General features: G+C 56.3%; 22 protein-coding genes and 1 tRNA gene. 8 read left to right on the top strand and 15 right to left on the bottom strand.

Annotated elements, in window-relative coordinates; translation table 11 throughout:
* Positions 1-93: 93 nt before the first annotated feature.
* Both VHE10_03175 and VHE10_03170 read left to right on the top strand, forming a co-directional pair.
* Positions 94-537 (top strand): GtrA family protein, encoded by a 444-nt coding sequence (locus tag VHE10_03175; GenBank protein ID HVU06761.1) that lies wholly within the window; start codon positions 94-96, stop codon positions 535-537.
* 31 nt (positions 538-568) lie between these two features.
* On the top strand, positions 569-1,327 hold the full coding sequence (locus VHE10_03170; GenBank protein ID HVU06760.1) for a dolichyl-phosphate beta-glucosyltransferase: 759 nt from the start codon (positions 569-571) through the stop codon (positions 1,325-1,327).
* A 48-nt stretch (positions 1,328-1,375) separates the two neighbouring features.
* Here the strand turns inward: VHE10_03170 and VHE10_03165 are convergent, their stop codons facing one another.
* Both VHE10_03165 and VHE10_03160 read right to left on the bottom strand, forming a co-directional pair.
* Entirely contained in the window at positions 1,376-2,131 is a 756-nt protein-coding gene (locus VHE10_03165; protein HVU06759.1) for an IMP cyclohydrolase, read from the bottom strand.
* A gap of 72 nt (positions 2,132-2,203) precedes the next feature.
* Positions 2,204-2,293 (bottom strand) — tRNA-Ser (locus VHE10_03160).
* 80 nt (positions 2,294-2,373) lie between these two features.
* Between VHE10_03160 and VHE10_03155 the strand changes: the two genes are divergently transcribed.
* On the top strand, positions 2,374-2,679 hold the full coding sequence (locus VHE10_03155) for a hypothetical protein (protein ID HVU06758.1): 306 nt from the start codon (positions 2,374-2,376) through the stop codon (positions 2,677-2,679).
* A 29-nt stretch (positions 2,680-2,708) separates the two neighbouring features.
* Here the strand turns inward: VHE10_03155 and VHE10_03150 are convergent, their stop codons facing one another.
* The 4 genes from VHE10_03150 to VHE10_03135 all read right to left on the bottom strand — a co-directional run bounded on the left by VHE10_03150 (position 2,709) and on the right by VHE10_03135 (position 5,290).
* The gene (locus tag VHE10_03150) at positions 2,709-3,611 is read right to left on the bottom strand and encodes a TPM domain-containing protein (protein HVU06757.1); all 903 of its coding nucleotides are present in this window, start codon (positions 3,609-3,611) and stop codon (positions 2,709-2,711) included.
* Positions 3,612-3,615: 4 nt separating this feature from the next.
* Positions 3,616-4,170 carry a LemA family protein gene (locus tag VHE10_03145; GenBank protein HVU06756.1) on the bottom strand — a complete coding sequence of 185 codons (555 nt, stop codon included), beginning with the start codon at positions 4,168-4,170 and terminating at the stop codon, positions 3,616-3,618.
* 14 nt (positions 4,171-4,184) lie between these two features.
* Positions 4,185-4,838: a CDP-alcohol phosphatidyltransferase family protein gene (locus VHE10_03140; protein HVU06755.1), complete on the bottom strand. Its 654-nt coding sequence runs from the start codon at positions 4,836-4,838 to the stop codon at positions 4,185-4,187.
* Between the two features lie 86 nt (positions 4,839-4,924).
* Positions 4,925-5,290, bottom strand: a complete 366-nt coding sequence (locus tag VHE10_03135) for a hypothetical protein (GenBank protein ID HVU06754.1) — start codon at positions 5,288-5,290, stop codon at positions 4,925-4,927.
* Positions 5,291-5,424: 134 nt separating this feature from the next.
* Between VHE10_03135 and VHE10_03130 the strand changes: the two genes are divergently transcribed.
* From VHE10_03130 to VHE10_03110, 5 genes are all read left to right on the top strand, one after another.
* Positions 5,425-5,778 (top strand): hypothetical protein, encoded by a 354-nt coding sequence (locus VHE10_03130; protein ID HVU06753.1) that lies wholly within the window; start codon positions 5,425-5,427, stop codon positions 5,776-5,778.
* 114 nt (positions 5,779-5,892) lie between these two features.
* The gene (gene secG, locus VHE10_03125; GenBank protein ID HVU06752.1) at positions 5,893-6,123 is read left to right on the top strand and encodes a preprotein translocase subunit SecG; all 231 of its coding nucleotides are present in this window, start codon (positions 5,893-5,895) and stop codon (positions 6,121-6,123) included.
* Between the two features lie 55 nt (positions 6,124-6,178).
* On the top strand, positions 6,179-7,975 hold the full coding sequence (locus VHE10_03120; GenBank protein ID HVU06751.1) for an ABC transporter substrate-binding protein: 1,797 nt from the start codon (positions 6,179-6,181) through the stop codon (positions 7,973-7,975).
* Positions 7,976-9,955 (top strand): ribonuclease J, encoded by a 1,980-nt coding sequence (locus VHE10_03115; protein ID HVU06750.1) that lies wholly within the window; start codon positions 7,976-7,978, stop codon positions 9,953-9,955. It begins immediately after the preceding gene.
* Positions 9,956-9,963: 8 nt separating this feature from the next.
* Positions 9,964-11,133 (top strand): MFS transporter, encoded by a 1,170-nt coding sequence (locus tag VHE10_03110; GenBank protein ID HVU06749.1) that lies wholly within the window; start codon positions 9,964-9,966, stop codon positions 11,131-11,133.
* A gap of 14 nt (positions 11,134-11,147) precedes the next feature.
* Here VHE10_03110 and VHE10_03105 read toward each other — a convergent pair whose 3' ends face one another.
* From VHE10_03105 to VHE10_03065, 9 genes are read right to left on the bottom strand one after another with little or no spacing between them, the layout of a single operon-like run.
* Positions 11,148-11,396 (bottom strand): hypothetical protein, encoded by a 249-nt coding sequence (locus VHE10_03105; protein HVU06748.1) that lies wholly within the window; start codon positions 11,394-11,396, stop codon positions 11,148-11,150.
* A 13-nt stretch (positions 11,397-11,409) separates the two neighbouring features.
* A complete protein-coding gene (radC, locus tag VHE10_03100; GenBank protein HVU06747.1) occupies positions 11,410-12,156 on the bottom strand; it encodes a DNA repair protein RadC in 747 nt (248 codons plus the stop codon).
* A 57-nt stretch (positions 12,157-12,213) separates the two neighbouring features.
* Positions 12,214-12,972, bottom strand: coding sequence for a class I SAM-dependent methyltransferase (locus tag VHE10_03095; GenBank protein HVU06746.1), 759 nt, complete (start codon positions 12,970-12,972; stop codon positions 12,214-12,216).
* Between the two features lie 20 nt (positions 12,973-12,992).
* Positions 12,993-13,412 (bottom strand): hypothetical protein, encoded by a 420-nt coding sequence (locus VHE10_03090; GenBank protein ID HVU06745.1) that lies wholly within the window; start codon positions 13,410-13,412, stop codon positions 12,993-12,995.
* 8 nt (positions 13,413-13,420) lie between these two features.
* On the bottom strand, positions 13,421-13,726 hold the full coding sequence (locus VHE10_03085; GenBank protein HVU06744.1) for a hypothetical protein: 306 nt from the start codon (positions 13,724-13,726) through the stop codon (positions 13,421-13,423).
* Between the two features lie 9 nt (positions 13,727-13,735).
* Positions 13,736-14,218: a Gmad2 immunoglobulin-like domain-containing protein gene (locus tag VHE10_03080; protein HVU06743.1), complete on the bottom strand. Its 483-nt coding sequence runs from the start codon at positions 14,216-14,218 to the stop codon at positions 13,736-13,738.
* Entirely contained in the window at positions 14,219-14,716 is a 498-nt protein-coding gene (locus tag VHE10_03075) for a DUF456 domain-containing protein (protein HVU06742.1), read from the bottom strand. It lies immediately after the preceding gene.
* Positions 14,692-15,234 (bottom strand): disulfide bond formation protein B, encoded by a 543-nt coding sequence (locus tag VHE10_03070; protein ID HVU06741.1) that lies wholly within the window; start codon positions 15,232-15,234, stop codon positions 14,692-14,694. Before VHE10_03070 ends, VHE10_03075 begins: the two co-directional genes overlap by 25 nt.
* Before the next feature lie 5 nt (positions 15,235-15,239).
* The gene (locus tag VHE10_03065; GenBank protein HVU06740.1) at positions 15,240-15,614 is read right to left on the bottom strand and encodes a thioredoxin family protein; all 375 of its coding nucleotides are present in this window, start codon (positions 15,612-15,614) and stop codon (positions 15,240-15,242) included.
* Between the last annotated feature and the right edge of the window lie 7 nt (positions 15,615-15,621).

Here is a 15,621-nt window from a genome sequence, read left to right as displayed (position 1 = left end):
CGCATGTAATACGCTCCGGCGATCCTATAGGTTCGCCGCTTCGGAACAATAGGAACGGCCCGATCGTATTAGCGTGGGGCGAAAACGAACGACATGGATAAAAAATTCGCTCGATACATCCGATTCATACTGGCCGGCATCGCGAACACAGGCGTGGATTATGCGGTCTTCAATTTCTTACTGCTTCTCGACGATTCGACGATAGGAAAATCAGAATACGCCGCTTTCAAAGGGATCAGCTTCATAGCGGCGGTCATTACAAGCTATTACCTCAATAAATACTGGGTATTCGCCCGGAAAAATGCCCAAAAGACGGAAGGCCTGAACAAAGAGCGGCTGCGATTCCTCCTGATCTCGGTCACCGGATTTTTGCTCAATATCTCCGTCTCTTCGGCAGCGTTCCGCATCCTGACCGTCTCTTCGCCTTTGGACTCCAGAGTAGCGGCGAACATGGGCGCGATATGCGGGACCCTGCTGGTCCTCGCGTGGAACTTCATCGGATATAAGACCTTCGTCTTCAGGGAACGGCCCGAATAAACGCAGAGGCTTACTGCTTAGCGATAAAAACATGAACACTATGAGAAACGGCATCGACCTGTCGGTTATTATCCCTGCCTATAATGAATCCAAGAGGATCGGCGCGACGCTCGACAGCATCAAGCGCTATTTATATTTTTCAGCGCCCGCGGGCCTTCGATATGAGATCATCGTCGTAGACGACGGATCGAGGGATGATACGAGCCGCGTAGTGAAGGAATTCGCCGAATCCTTCCCCGGCCTGCGGCTGATCGAGCATGCCGAGAACCGCGGCAAAGGCCACGCCGTGAAGACTGGCATGGAAAAAGCCTGCGGCGCATACAGGCTCTACATGGATGCTGACAATTCCGTGAAGATCGGCGCCGTCGAACGATTCCTCGATGCCATGAGAGGGTCAAGCTGCGATATCGTGATCGGCTCGATCGCCCATGAAGGATCGCGGACGATAGAGCATAACGGCTGGCATCGCCGGCTGCTCGGCAAGATAACGAAAGCGATCGTGGGCCTCGTGACCGCATCGGGAGTATCCGATACCCAGCGCGGCTTCAAGCTCTTCAGCGCCCGCGCTGCGGACGAAATCTTCGCCCTGCAGAAGATCGAGCGGTTCGGCTTCGACATCGAGCTCCTCGTCATCGCCCAGAAGCATGGCTATGCGGTGAAAGAGATGCCCGTGGTCTGGGATAATCCTGCGGGATCCAAGGTTGGACTGCGCTCGTACATCGATTCGAGCGTCGAGCTCATGTTCATCTACTGGAATACCGTTACGGGAAAATATAATCGGACCGTATAAGAAAAAGCCGCCACTTCTTGTGGCGGCTTCGCAAAGAACGGAAGGCGGTCAGCCGGGAAGCCGATGCTTGTTCTCGATGGCGATGGTCGATGACTTCGGCTCGCGCCAGATCTGCTTTACGACGATCGCGACCCGATTGACCTTATCGAGCGCCGACCAGTACGTATCGAGGATATCGTGAACCAAGCCCCGGATCGGCATGATATACGGCGGTTTGCGGAACGAAGGCAACGGATTGCCGTCGGTCTCGTACGTCGTGACGCAATATCCGAAACCGGGCTGAAGGCCGAGAGGATAGCGCATCCGAACGCATCCGTCGCCGTCCGGGGTCTTGAGAAGCACGGCGATTTCAGCCTCGCCGCCGGGACGAAGGTCGATCACGCCCGTGATGCGGGGCGTATGATTCGGCGCGTCAGGCTCGTATTGCCAGTCCTTGAGAGAGTCCATAAGGAAGGCGCCGTCCTTCATAGCGTCGCGAACGGCATTGGTCTGGGCGCCGTTGCTCACGACGAAGAGACCAGGCGCCTCGAGCATCGCATCATAGATGATGAGATGCCGGTCCTTCTCCTGGACCTTGGACGGATCGGCGGCCCTCGTCGAGACGCGAGGCCCGGAAAAAGAGAGCGGCTGCTCCATGCCACATTCGAATACGCGGTTGCGACTCGATTCGCTCCGGCCCATGATCCAATAGACCTGGAAGAAGGACTCGCCGTCCTCGGAAAGGCCGAGGACGAATCCGCGACCGGGATACGGGTTACTGGCGAGCGCCCGGAGATTCTCCTGCGCGATATGTTCATTGCTCATTATTTCGATATATCGAGGGTTGGGTTGAGGGTTCTGGACCCCATACTAGGCACGGAAAAACCGTTGTCAAACTGGCGGAGGCGGAGAGATTCGAACTCTCGATACCCTTTCGGATATACGACCTTTCCAGGGTCGCGCACTAGACCACTATGCGACGCCTCCGTGAGACCTTATTTATACTCGATGCGCAGACTTTCGCCAAACGATGTAACATTATCGGCATATCAGCTATTCTAAAGGACATGAGCAAAAATCCTTTCTATAATGCGGCTGTGGCGGGAGGCTATATCGCGCTTATCTTCTTAGGGCTTAACTGGGTCGGCGAAAATCGCTTCCAGGGACCGGAGACCGTGCTGATACCGATGGGAATGGTATCGCTCGTCACTCTTTCAGTAGCCCTCATGGGATATCTCTTCTTTTACCAGCCCGCGATCCTGCTCGTCGACGGGAAAAAGAAGGAGGCGCTGAATCTTTTCCTCAAGACGGTCGGAGCGTTCGCGGTCATCACGATCATATATCTGTCCTTCGCCCTCTGGCTCGCGCGATAGCTTCCAGCTTACGGAGCGGAGCCGCCTGCTTACCAGCGGCCGCTGGCGCCGCCGCCGCCCGATGATCCGCCTCCGAACCCGCCGAATCCTCCGCCACCCCTTCCCCCACCAAGGCCGCCGATGAACCAAGGGCCGCCCGGACCGCGATGATCGTGGAAATGCTTTTTGATCCAATCGCCTGCGAATCGGGACAGAAGAAAATCGGCGAGAAGTCCGCCCAGCGCGCATCCGGCAATACCGAAAAGCGTGCCTATGAATATGAGGCCGAGCGCCCCGCCGACGACACCGCCGAGCCACCAGGATTTCGTCGTCGCCATGAATATGAGCAGGCGGAACGCGATGAAGAGAAGGAATATGACGAGGCCCGTCGATATCGCGGCGGAATCGGCATGTTCGGCGTCGTTCGCCCACTTCACCGCTTCAGGATCGTTTTTGATGAGCCCGATGGCCTGATCCGCCGCGGCGTCTATGCCGGCGTAATAATCGCCTTTTTGGAATGCCGGAATCATGATGTTCCTCACAATGAGAGACGCCGCGGCGTCGGTCACCGAAGGTTCGAGCCCGTAGCCGACTTCGATCCTCATCTCCCGTTCGTTCGGGGCGACGAGGATAAGCATGCCGTTGTCGGCATCTTTCCTTCCAATCCCCCACTCCTGGAAAAGCTTCGCCGCGAAATCCTCTACCGTGTCGCCGTCGAGGCTTTTGACCGTCGCGACGGCGATCTCTGCGCCTGTTTCCGAATGGAATGCGGAGAGCTTCGATTCGAGAGCGGCCCGCTTATCGGCCGGAAGTATTTGGGCGAAGTCGTTCGCGTATCCCGTGGCTTCGCCGGGGCTTACATAGGCAAAAGCGGCGCTCGCGAGGCTGCAAAATATAATTATTGAGCTCGCGAGCGCCGCTACCGCATTCATGATGAAGGCGGCTCGCTTCATATATTTAGAACTCTACGGTCGGCGCCGTGTCGGCGCCCGCCGCGGACTGGAAGTATGCCTTGGCGCCGAACCCGAACGTTCCCGCGACGAGAGAGCTCGGGAATCGCGCTACGCGGAGGTTATAGTCCCGGACCGCGTCGTTATACCTGCCGCGCTCGACCGATATGCGGTTTTCAGTGCCTTCTATCTGTGCCTGGAGCGTCATGACGTTCTCGGACGACTTGAGCGTCGGGTAGTTTTCCATAACGACGAGGAGCCGCGCGTACGCAGACTCTACTTCACTCGCGGCTTCAGCCTTGTCGCTCGCCGTAGCGGCGCCCGAATATCGCGTGCGAGCATCGGCTATAGCGTCGAATACCGCCTGCTCCTGCTTCATGGCGCCCTTGACCGCGTTCACCAGATTCGGGATGAGGTCGAAGCGCCTTTGATACTGGGTTTCTACCTGCGCCCACTGCGCGTCGGCGGACGCTGACGCGGTGACGAGCCCATTATATGAGACGCCTATATATCCGAGGATCAGTACGACAACGACGATGATGATTATGGTTGATCTTTTCATGGCTTAAGTATGGATTATATCGAGCGAAAAACAAAGAGCGACAGAAGGCCGAAGACGACGGCTCCGTAGAGTATCCACGTAGCGACCGCGAGCAGTGCCGGGATATTAAAAAGAATTGAGAGGAGGAGCACGATGATGCCCACGCACTGGAGGATCATCTTGCTCTTTCCCATGGTCTTTGCCGGCACCACCCTGCCCTTATATCGGTAATACGCCGACGATACCAGGGCGACCTCGATCAGGACGATGGCGAGCGCCAGATGCGTGCTCACGTATTTCGAGATGATAATGACGGAGACCAGGCCGATCAGGAGCTTGTCCGCGATCGGATCATAGAGCGTGCCCCAGGTCGTGATCTTCCTCTGCGTCCTGGCGAGAGCGCCGTCGAGCGCGTCAGAGAATGCCGCGAACAAGAAGAGCACCGTTCCGGAAGCGAAGAAATCGAAGCCGAGAAGGACGCCGATGAACGGAACGGAAAGAAGCCTGAACTTGGTTATGTCGTTCGGCGTGATGCCGGGAGGCAAGAGCTTGAGAAAGGTCTTGGCGAGCAGCCGGTCTACGGCGGTCGCTTTGGTGAGATACGTGACCTTAGCCTCCGGCACGTCGAGGAATCGGTCGAGAAAGGTCAGGACGGGATTGTGAGAGGCCTTATGGTTTTGTTCGTTCATGGAACCGCGGGGAGCCTTATTCTACCAAAGAAAAAAGCCCCGCGCATCCGGGAGTGCCGGACGGCGGGAGCTTTGTCTTGAGTCCTTCAGACGAACGTGGGCGGGCGGGAGCGCCGCTTTTTGCCCTGGATCAGGTCATAATCCACGTGGGTGATGAAGAAATCCATGTTCTTGTAGATCTTGCAGCTCGCCTTCCAGGAGATCGCGAAGACCGTGAGCGAGGCGAGGAGCTCTTTCCACCAGACATAGGAGCCGAAGAACAGGGCGATGCGGATCGAGACGTAGCCGAGGCTCGCGACGAGGAGAGCGCCGATGACGAGCGTCACCGCCGCCGAGACTTTTTTGCAGTCAGGGTTCTCGAACGCGTACACGGCGAGGCCGACGAGATCCGCGATGAGGATACCGAAATATGCGGCGATCCACACCGCGACCAGAACGTATGTGAAGAGCATGGCGTAATCGGGGTTGAGGGTGAACTGAGGAGACGTTAACCTAACCTAATTATACACCTCTTGACAAGAGCTGTCAATATAATGTAAAATAGGCTCAAACTTAGAACTTTCAACCCTTAAGACCCTTAACGACAATGATTCACGGATACAAGATCGTCAGTTCTTGCCTCGCTTTCGTGCATTTCGACCGCGATATCCACCCGGATATCTCCTGGTTCAAAGGCCAGGCGGCAGACATGCCGGAAAAAGCCTTTCCCGCGCCGTTCCGGGAGATCATGGAAGTCTTCGGGATCTTGAGCATCATGGTGGTCCAGAACAGCGTCTGCATCGAGCGCTTCAACGAAGAAGACGCCTGGATGCCGGCGATCAAACGAGTCGCATACGTCGTCAAGAAGTACCACGACGGCAGCCTCGTCCAGCCAGAGCCTATGAGCGAAGCCGAGCTGCGGGACATGCATCCGTCGCTCGCCTTCGACTCTGAACGATAGCTCTCCCCCCCCCCTCTCTCTCGAGCCCGCGCCGGACTGAACATCCGCCGCGGGCTTTTTTATTGGCCGGACCTCGAATTGCGCCGTTCCCGAAGGCGTGGTAGTATCTCCTCCATGAGTATTTCTAGCGTGCTGCCGTATATACAGATAACCATATCGGTGCTCCTCATTCTGACCGTCCTTCTCCAGCAGACAGGCGCGCAGAACGGAGGCGCGCTCGGCAGCGCGGACAATATGAGCTCGGTATTCCATACCAGGCGCGGCCTTGAAAAGACGCTCTTCATCGCGACTATCGTCCTCGGCATCCTTTTCGCGCTCACCTCTTTCCTCTCGCTCGTCCGCTAGGAAACTCTCTTACCTTACGTAACCAACACAGCTTTGCCTTCGGGCGGGCTCTCATATGGAACAGAAACAACCTTTCTTCCGCGCGCTTCTCGAATCATTGTCGCGCGACCGCAAGAACAAGAGCCTCGAAAAGATAGATTCCGTCGCTTCGTCTTTTTCCATAACCGAGAAAGTCCTCTTCCTCGTCTGCTTCGTGGCATTCGCCTGGGGCGTTCTGTCTTTGCTCGGAAAAGTGAGCGATAGCTTTTCGGTCGACGTGCCCCGCCGCGGCGGATCGCTCGTCGAAGGCATCGTCGGCACGCCGCGATTCGTGAATCCCCTCCTTGCCGTATCCGACGCGGACCGCGACCTGACCCAGCTCGTCTATTCGGGCCTCCTCAAGGCAGAGCCGGACGGCTCTATCGTCCCTGACCTCGCCCAGTCGTACACCATTTCGCCTGACGGCCTTACTTATACCCTTACGATCCGGGACAAAGCCGTCTGGAGCGACGGAACGGCCGTTTCCGCCGACGACGTCGTCTATACCGTCCAGAAAGCCCAGGATTCGACCCTGAAGAGCCCGCGCTACGTGAACTGGCAAGGCGTCACCGTCGAAAAGACGGGACCGAAGGAAGTGACCTTCAGGCTCAAGCAGGCGTACGCGCCTTTCATAAACAATCTGACGCTCGGCATCCTGCCGTCGCACCTCTGGAAGAGCCTGACCGTGGACCAGATGCCGTTCTCGTCGCTTAACACCACCGCGGTCGGATCGGGTCCGTACGTCATCGCCTCGGTCTTGAAGTCGTCCGACGGCATTCCGACCGAATTCGTGCTCAAAGCCAATCCGGACTACGCTCTCGGCGAGCCCTACATAACAAGCCTTTCGATAAAAGCGTTCGCGACCGAGCAGGCGCTCGACGACGCCCTCGTCGCCCGCGAAGTAGAAAGCGCGTCGAATCTTTCGCCGGCATCGGCGGCGAATATCGGCGGAGCGGCGCTTTTGACCGCGCCTCTGACCCGCGTCTTCGGCGTCTTCTTTGACCAGAACCAGAACGAGATCCTGGCGCGAAAGGAAGTCCGTCAGGCCTTGAACGCCGCCGTCGACAAAGACTCGCTTATCGCGAGCGTTCTCTCGGGATACGGCACGGCAGTAGACGGCCCGCTCCCTCCGACCACGACCGAAAAGAACGCCGCGGGCGCGGCGGCTGCCTCGACCACGGCGGCGAATGCCGCGGCGATCCTCGCGAAGGCAGGATGGAAGAAGAATCCCGATACCGGCATATACGAATACAAGGCAAAGACCAAAGGCGCGGCGACGACCACCCTCGCCTTTACCCTTTCTACCGCGAACGTCCCGGAGCTCGTCCTCGCGGCGAAGAGATTAGAGGAGACCTGGACGGCATTCGGCGCTCGCATGGACGTGCAGGTATACGAGCCGTCTGACCTGAACCAGAGCGTCATCAGGCCGCGCAAATACGACGCGCTCCTCTTCGGCCTCGTAACGGGCAAGAACTCGGACCTCTATCCGTTCTGGCATTCGTCCCAGAGGAACGATCCGGGCCTTAATATCGCCCTTTATACCAACCAGAAAGTGGACAAGGCTCTGGAAAAGATGCAGGCGGCCACGTCGTCGTCAGCTGCGGCGGCTTCGTACGCGACGGTCAAATCCGAGATCGCCAACGACACCCCGGCGGTATTCCTCTGGAGCCCCGATTTCCTCTATGCCGTTCCGGCAAAGCTCCATGGAGTAGAGCTGGGAGAGATCACGACGTCGTCGGATCGCTTCCTCGGAGTAGAGCGCTGGTACGTGGATACCGAACGGGTCTGGGACATATTCGTGAAGGACAAGGATTCGATACTTAATAACAATTAAATGGAAGATCAGAACAAACCACAGACGGCAGAACGGACGACGGGAGCGCCTCATCATGCAGGCGAAGGACGGGGACCGAGGCGGGGCAATCGCGGAGGCAGGAGCTTTCGCGGGCCTCGCGGCGGCATGGGAGGAGGCCTCGGCGGGCGCATGAAGCGCATGATGCGGAGCAAGGGTCCCCGCCGATTCGGCGGATCCCGCGGAGGCATGAGCGGCTCGAGCCGCGCTCACGGCGGCGCGGGCACCCCGGCTATCGAGATCGGCGAAGAAAGGAGCGAGAATCGCGCTCCTCTGGCCCCTATCCCGCCTATCGCTCCGGGCAATATCCGCATCATCCCGCTCGGCGGCGTGGAAGAGATCGGCAAGAACATGACCGCTATCGAGATCGGCGAAGACATCATCGTCATCGACGCCGGCTTTCAATTCAAAGAGGAGGCGACGCCGGGCATCGACTACATCCTTCCGAACACGAAATACCTCGAAGAGCGCAAAGACCGCATCCGCGCCCTTTTCATCACCCACGGCCATCTGGACCATATCGGCGGCATCCCATATGTAGTTGACCGCATCGGGTACCCGCCTCTCTATACCCGCCAGTTCGGCGCCATCATGATCCAGAAGCGCCAGGAGGAGTTTCCTCACCTCGAACCGCTCGACATCAAAGTCATCAGCGGCAACGAGACCATCACCTGCGGCAAGATCAAGGTGAAGACCTTCCCTATCTCCCACACTATCCCTGACTCGATGGGGCTCATCATAGATACGCCGTACGGCGACATCGTCTTCATCGAAGACGTGCGCGTGGACAACATCAAGGGCGTCCCCACCGAAGAAGAGATCGAGCAGTACCGCCAGTTCAAGGACCGCAACGTCCTCCTGTTGACCATGGACTCGACGTCGATCGAAAAGCCCGGCTTCTCGCTCTCTGAATCCGTCGTCATCGAGAATATAGACAAGTTCATCCAGACTACGTCAGGTCGTCTCATCATCGGCACCTTCGCGTCCCAGGTAGAGCGCATCATCGCCATCATCAAGGCCGCGGAGAAATACAACAAGAAAGTCGTCGTCGAGGGACGCTCGATGAAGACCAACGTCGACATCATCAAACACCTCAAGCTCGCGGAGATCAAGAACATCATTCCCGTCGAAGACATCGAGAAATACCCGCCTGACAGGATCGTAATGCTCGTGACCGGCGCCCAGGGCGAGGAATTCGCCGCCCTCATGCGCATGGCGACGAAGCAGCACAAGCACGTCCAGCTCCGCAAGACCGATACCATCCTCCTCTCTTCGTCTATCATCCCGACGAACTACAACGCCGTCATCAAATTGAAGGACAATCTCTACCGCACCGAGGCGCGCGTCATCACCTATCTCGACTCGGATATCCACGCATCGGGCCACGGCAACCGCGACGAATTGAAATGGATACACGAGCAGATCAAGTACCGCTTCTTCGTGCCCCTTCACGGCTACCACTATTTCCTCCGCCAGCACGCAGAGCTCTCCATGTCCCTCGGCACTCCGCGCGAGAACGTCGTCGTGCCCGACAACGGCTCGGTCATCGAGATCTACGAGGAAGGCAGGAAGATCCGCGTCCTCAAGGAGAAGGCTCCTGCGAACTTGGTGCTTGTCGACGGCTTCGCCGTGGGCGACGCGCAGGAAGTGGTCCTCCGCGACCGCCAGTCGCTCGCTCAGGACGGCATGTTCATCGTCTTCGCCGTCATAGACGCCCAGACGGGTCGCCTTCGCAAGTCTCCGGATATCATCTCCCGCGGCTTCGTATACCTTCGCGAATCCCAGGACCTCCTCCGCGACACCCGCGACATCATCAAGAACACCATCGAAGATACCGCCCGCGGCATGAATCCCCTCAACGTCGAAATGATCAAGGCTAACGTCACCGATACGGTCTCGAGGCACCTCTTCCAGGAGACCGCGAAGCGCCCGGTGGTCATTCCGGTCCTTCTCACGATATAATTGGCTTCATGCCAGAAGAGAAAAGGCTCGTCGGAAAGCGGTTCGTGATGTACGTCATCGGATTCGTATTCAACTTGAGCTATGCCATTCCGACGTACGTGAATTCGTCGTTCCTCGCCAAATTCACGGGCGACGGGCTCGTCGGCATCATATACACCGCGAGCTCTATCATCGCCATCATGGCATTCGTCGAGATGTCCGACGCCCTGCGCCGCTTCGGCAATTTCAAGACGACCCTCGGTCTGCTTTTTCTCTCTATGCTGTCGCTTGCGGGCCTTGCGACGGGCCAGTCGGTCATCGTCATCGTCTCGTCGTTCATATTGAACTTCGTCGCCGTCGCGCTCACGAACTTCACCATCGACGTCTTCTTGGAAGGATTCTCGAGCGATGCGAGGACCGGCAAGATACGCGGCGCGTTCTTCGCCATAACGAACGCGGCGTGGCTCATAGCGCCCCTTATCACATCAGCGATACTCAAAGACAACATATACGGCAATATGTACGCCGTTGCGGGCATAACCCTGATACCGGCGATATTCCTCGTATTCTTCGGCCTGCGCGACGTCAAAGACCCCGCATACAGCCGCCTGCCGTTCTGGAAGGGCTTCATTCAGGTATGGGCAGACCGCGACGTCAAAAGCATCCTCTTTTTGAGCTTCCTGCTCCAATTCTTCTATGCCTGGATGATCATTTACACGCCGATATACCTTCACGAGACGGTCGGCTTCGACTGGTCGCAGATCGGCCTCATATTCACGTTTATGCTGATCCCGTTCGTACTGGTAGGCGGTCCTTTGGGACGATTCGCCGACAGGCATGGCGAGAAGAAGGTGCTAACGGCGAGCTTCATTCTGATGGGCCTCGCGACGGGGGCGATCGGATTCGTGACCGACCATAATGCGGTGATCTGGGCGGCAATATTATTCCTGACCCGCGTCGGCGCCGCATCGGCCGAAGTGATGATAGATATCTATTTCTTCAAGCACGTAAATGCCTCGAATACGAATATCATCAGCTTTGCGCGTATGGTGCGCCCTCTCGCCTATATCGTGAGCCCCGTTATTGCGACGATCCTTTTCTTTGGTTTCGATATAAAAGGCTTATTCGTATTCCTTGGCCTCTTTATGCTCTATGGCCTGCGCTATACGTATGCCCTAAAAGATACGAGGATCGTCTAATTATCGCGACAGCGCTAGTAGTCGCGGCCGTTGCCTGTGTCTTTGCCCATAAGGGCATCCTTCGCTTCGAATATGCGTTCGAGGTATTTGCGGAGCTTCGCCCTGTCTTCTTCGACGAGGTCATCGGGAGAATAGATTTTGACGAGGATACGGAGGAACATGCCCATGAGCATATTGAGATAGCTCGTCTGTATAGGCTGTTCGACCCCTTCAGGCAGGTCTCGAAGGGTCAGGTATACGGGTTTGAGAGATGAATAGTACATCGAGCCGCCGATTTTATTCCTGATAGATAGCAGGCACGCTCGTGTATTTGCCCTTGCTTACGATCACATGGTCGACGAGCGCTATGCCCATGATCTTTCCGGCTTCGACGAGCTGACGAGTTATCTCTATATCGGAGCCGGAAGGCGTCGTGACGCCCGATGGATGGTTGTGAACGAGAATGACCGCAGAAGCGCCGTATTCGAATGCGGGCTTGAAAACCTCGCGCGGATGAATGATGTTCGCATCGAGAGTGCCCATCGAAAGGACTTCGTCATGCACGATGCGGTGATGGTTATTGAGGTATATGCCGCGGAGATACTCCTTCGGCAATTCATGCATATCGCGGACATAATTCGAAACGTCTTTGGCATTCCTGATGGCAATATTCCTGCCACCCGGCTTTTTATAGAATCGACGGCCCAATTCAGACGATGCGACGACCTGGCAAGCCTTTACCAAAGGAATATCGAGATCAACGGAGAGTCTTTTGGCATCGTCGAGGGACGCAAAGCTTTTTTCGCCATATTCACGGATGATGCGAGACGCCATGGAAAGCACGTCTTCTTTGACCGTGCCGGTATTCAGGATGATCGCCACCAATTCGACGATCGAAAGGCTGTTAGGGCCATGCGCGAGCAGTTTCTCGCGCGGTTTGTCGGCTTCCGGAAGGTCGCGGAGCTTGTACACATACTGGCGCTCGCCCGGCGCCGTATCGAGGGTCATCATCCTGTCGAGATTAGGGATCGAATATGTATTCATGGCTTTTTTATATGGCTTCAGTATAGCAAGCCGACCTGAAGAAAAAATGAAGATTTTTTAATAACTTTTCACACATTCAATGCACATGAACATTGGAAACTCCTTGCGCGCCTTATCTTCTGCCTGTTTTCGCGGCCCTTTTTCGCTCTCTTTATGCGACATCCACTCTTCTATCCTCGCTATGACAAAGCCCGCATTGGCGAGCGCCTTCGAATATCCCTGGATCGGCCTGTGGAATGAATAGGTAAGCTCTTTTTTACCCTCTGCGTCCTGCCCTGGATGCATGTCTATGGCGGAACGGCTTTCGGATACGTATTCATCGACGCGGCGGTACTGGCTATTCGTCTTTTCATCGAAACCCCATGAGCTCTTATTCGGTATGCGAAATGCCGGGTGATTCAAGACCAGGACGAACTTCCCTCCCGTCTTCAAAACGCGCGCGACCTCTTTGAACGCCTTGCCCATGCTCTCTATGTTCTGAATGGCCAGGATGCACAGCGCGGCATCGAAGCTTTTATCTCTGAACGCGCGCAGATCGTCCGCGGAAGACACGAAAAACTCCTGATTATGCATCGCGTGGGTTCGCGCGATATCGATGAGCTCCGGGGCGATATCTACGCCCGTCACCCGAGCGCCTTCAGCGGCAAGCGCATGCGAAAAAAATCCCTGCCCGCAGGCAAGATCCAATATATTGTCGCCCCTCTTTGGGGTTATGAGGCGCAAAATGTATGGCAAGACGACCTGGGACTGGTATGAGTCCTCGTCGTTCACTACCTTGTCATACCAATCAGCGACGCCTCCCCACGATGTCTTCATGAGAATATGATAGCACGCCGCTATTTCTTCCTCGGAGTTCGGGGAGCTTTCCTGCCGGACGGCTTTGCAACGGCCTTGGCGCTTTTCTTTGCGGACAAAGGCGAAGCGTGCGATTCAAAGGTCTTTCGAATACCCTGCCAATGGCCCTTCATCTCGGTTATGAAAGCGGCCAATTCGTCCTGATCTATATTCTTGAGCTCGCGATATTTCTGCGCCACGACGTCAACGGCGCTCATATATGCCGATTCAGTGACATCTCGAACGCTCTCGAGCTCGTCGAGGACTTCGCCTTTGGCTTTGAGCATCCAGCTTTTGACCTTGGCCCGGTTTTTAGCGGCGTCTTCGTGGCCGTACAGATAATATGCCCCGACCGCCGCAGCCGTCAGTCCCGCAATGCCCGCGATGATAGCGCCTGTGGCGCCATTTTTATGATCTGCCATATATATAGTTATTTATTGACCGCCTTGTGTTTGACCGCTTTGACGGATCGCTTTTCGGAGTCCCTCACAAAGAAGGTACGCACGAGGTCTACGACATGTTTCCATTTCATGCCTTCGTCGCGGAGCGCCAAGCGGAGCTTTTTTGAGTCCGAAACGATCTCGTCCCATTCTTCCTTGCCCTTATCGGTCATTTCCCGGACGTTTTTGAGGATAGCGATGACATAGACGAGCGTGATGCATATGCCGATAGATATGAGCACGAGCGCGATCGTCGAGATGAAAAAGAAGATATCGGCGTGGATAAGCGATGACATATCTTTATATTATCTGACCTTCGACGATGTGGCGAACATAACGGGGATATCGAAATGCTTGTCGCGAGCGGGATCGCCCGACGGATTGTCGTTCTTGATCCTGATGAATCCGGCCGATGACGAGCCTGCGTTGAACGAGATATCGGCGGTGAACGGAACGAAATTGGCCGTCATCCAGTCGCTCGTCGCATTGGAATGCCCGGTGCCGAGGACCGTGCCGTTCGCCGAAACGATTTCGATCGGGAACGATGCTTCGAAGTACCAATTGCCGCGGGCTTCGCCCGTCATATGGACCGGAGACGATATAGCCGCGCCCGAAGCCGGCGACGTCAGGAATGGCAGGTCGCTTTGGGCAGCCGAATTCGTCCCGCCTGTAATCGGAGTCGAAGACGCTTCGTCAGAAGACCTGTAAGGAATATCGAGTGCAAAGAATGCATAGATTCCGAGAAGGATTATGAGCGCCGCTATGGCTATTTTCGTTCCGTTAGACATTTAATTGAGGGCGAAAACGGTAAAAAGGATAAGGAAGACGATCGAAAGCGCCACGTTCACGGCGACGCCGACCGCCGTGCCCAACAGGGCGCTTCCCGCGGCTTTGAGAGCCTTTCCTCCCCTATCTTCATGCTTTCGGCGGAAATAGAGCTCTGCGATCAATACGCCGCAAAAGAGTCCGATAAAGCTCCCGAATGCGGGAAAGATAAAGAGCCCTGCGAACGCGCCAAGCATTCCCCAGAGGAGCGATTTCGTATGCGCGCCGCCGTATTTAGCGCCCAAAAGGCCTGACGTATGGTCGATAACGATCGATGTCAGGCTGATGCACAGGAGTATCAGCACATCCATGCCGGAAAGCGCCGTGAATCGGTCAATGACGCCGAATGCGAGCGCCACCACAAACATATAGGTAAGCGCCGGAAGCATCGGCACGAATGCCATTAGGATCGCCGGAGCGAGGAGTACCAGAGCCGTTATGTACGCGATGGAGTGGACCATGGTATGGAAAGCCAGAGCGTCGTCGCGATAAGGGAGAATGCTGAGAAGGACATGGCCGGAATGGTTATGAATCCGAACGTGCGGACGAATTCCTTTGCGCACGATACCGACTGCCCGACGGCGGCGCACGGCAGAGGCGCGAGGCCGTACTGCCCCGATATGTGATAGAGGGCGATCGCCGCTCCTATGCACGAGAGCGCGAGGCCGTATGTCTTCATCCAGTCATGCTTTTTCCAGAGCGCTATGCCCATAAGGATGACCTGCGGATACATGAATATGCGCTGGAACCAGCAGAGCTTGCACGGCTCATAGCCGATCACGTCTGAATATATGAGGCTTCCTGCCGTGGCGAGGAGCGACACGACGAATGCGACCAAGAGCCCTTTATCCGCGAAGAATCGGCCGAACGAGCTTTGTCGGAGCGCCGGAGAAAAGCGTGCGGCGAGAAGGAGCGCAGAGAGTATGAGTGCGACGACGGATAGAGCTCCCCAGATCGGATTTACGATGGTTGCAAGCATGCTATTTATCCCTTTATGGCCGGACAGCCGGTGAATTGCGAGAGCTCATCGAACGTAAGCACGCCCGTCTTTCGGTCACCCGACTTCCACTGCCAGGTCGGATAGCTCTCTATGTTATTGGTCTTGCAGATCTCGGTCTGCCCCTGGCCGTCAGGCGTCGAGCATTCGACGTACGGGAGCTTCTTCCACGATTTGCCGAAAAGCGACTTCTGCTCCTGGCAATGAGGGCACCAGAACGCGCCGAAGAACGTCGCGCCGCTGTCTTTTATGCAGGTCGCGAACTGATCGTACTGACCTGGCTGATCGCCGTACCAAACTATGCCGCCAATGATGAGAACTACCGCTATGCCGATAATGATCCACGATGTGTATTTGCTCATATGCGAA

The organism is Candidatus Paceibacterota bacterium, from assembly GCA_035546035.1.
In the GTDB taxonomy this organism is placed as follows: Bacteria; Patescibacteriota; Minisyncoccia; order Phycocordibacterales; family UBA6065; genus UBA6065.
This window is presented reverse-complemented; position numbering and strand designations above follow the sequence as displayed.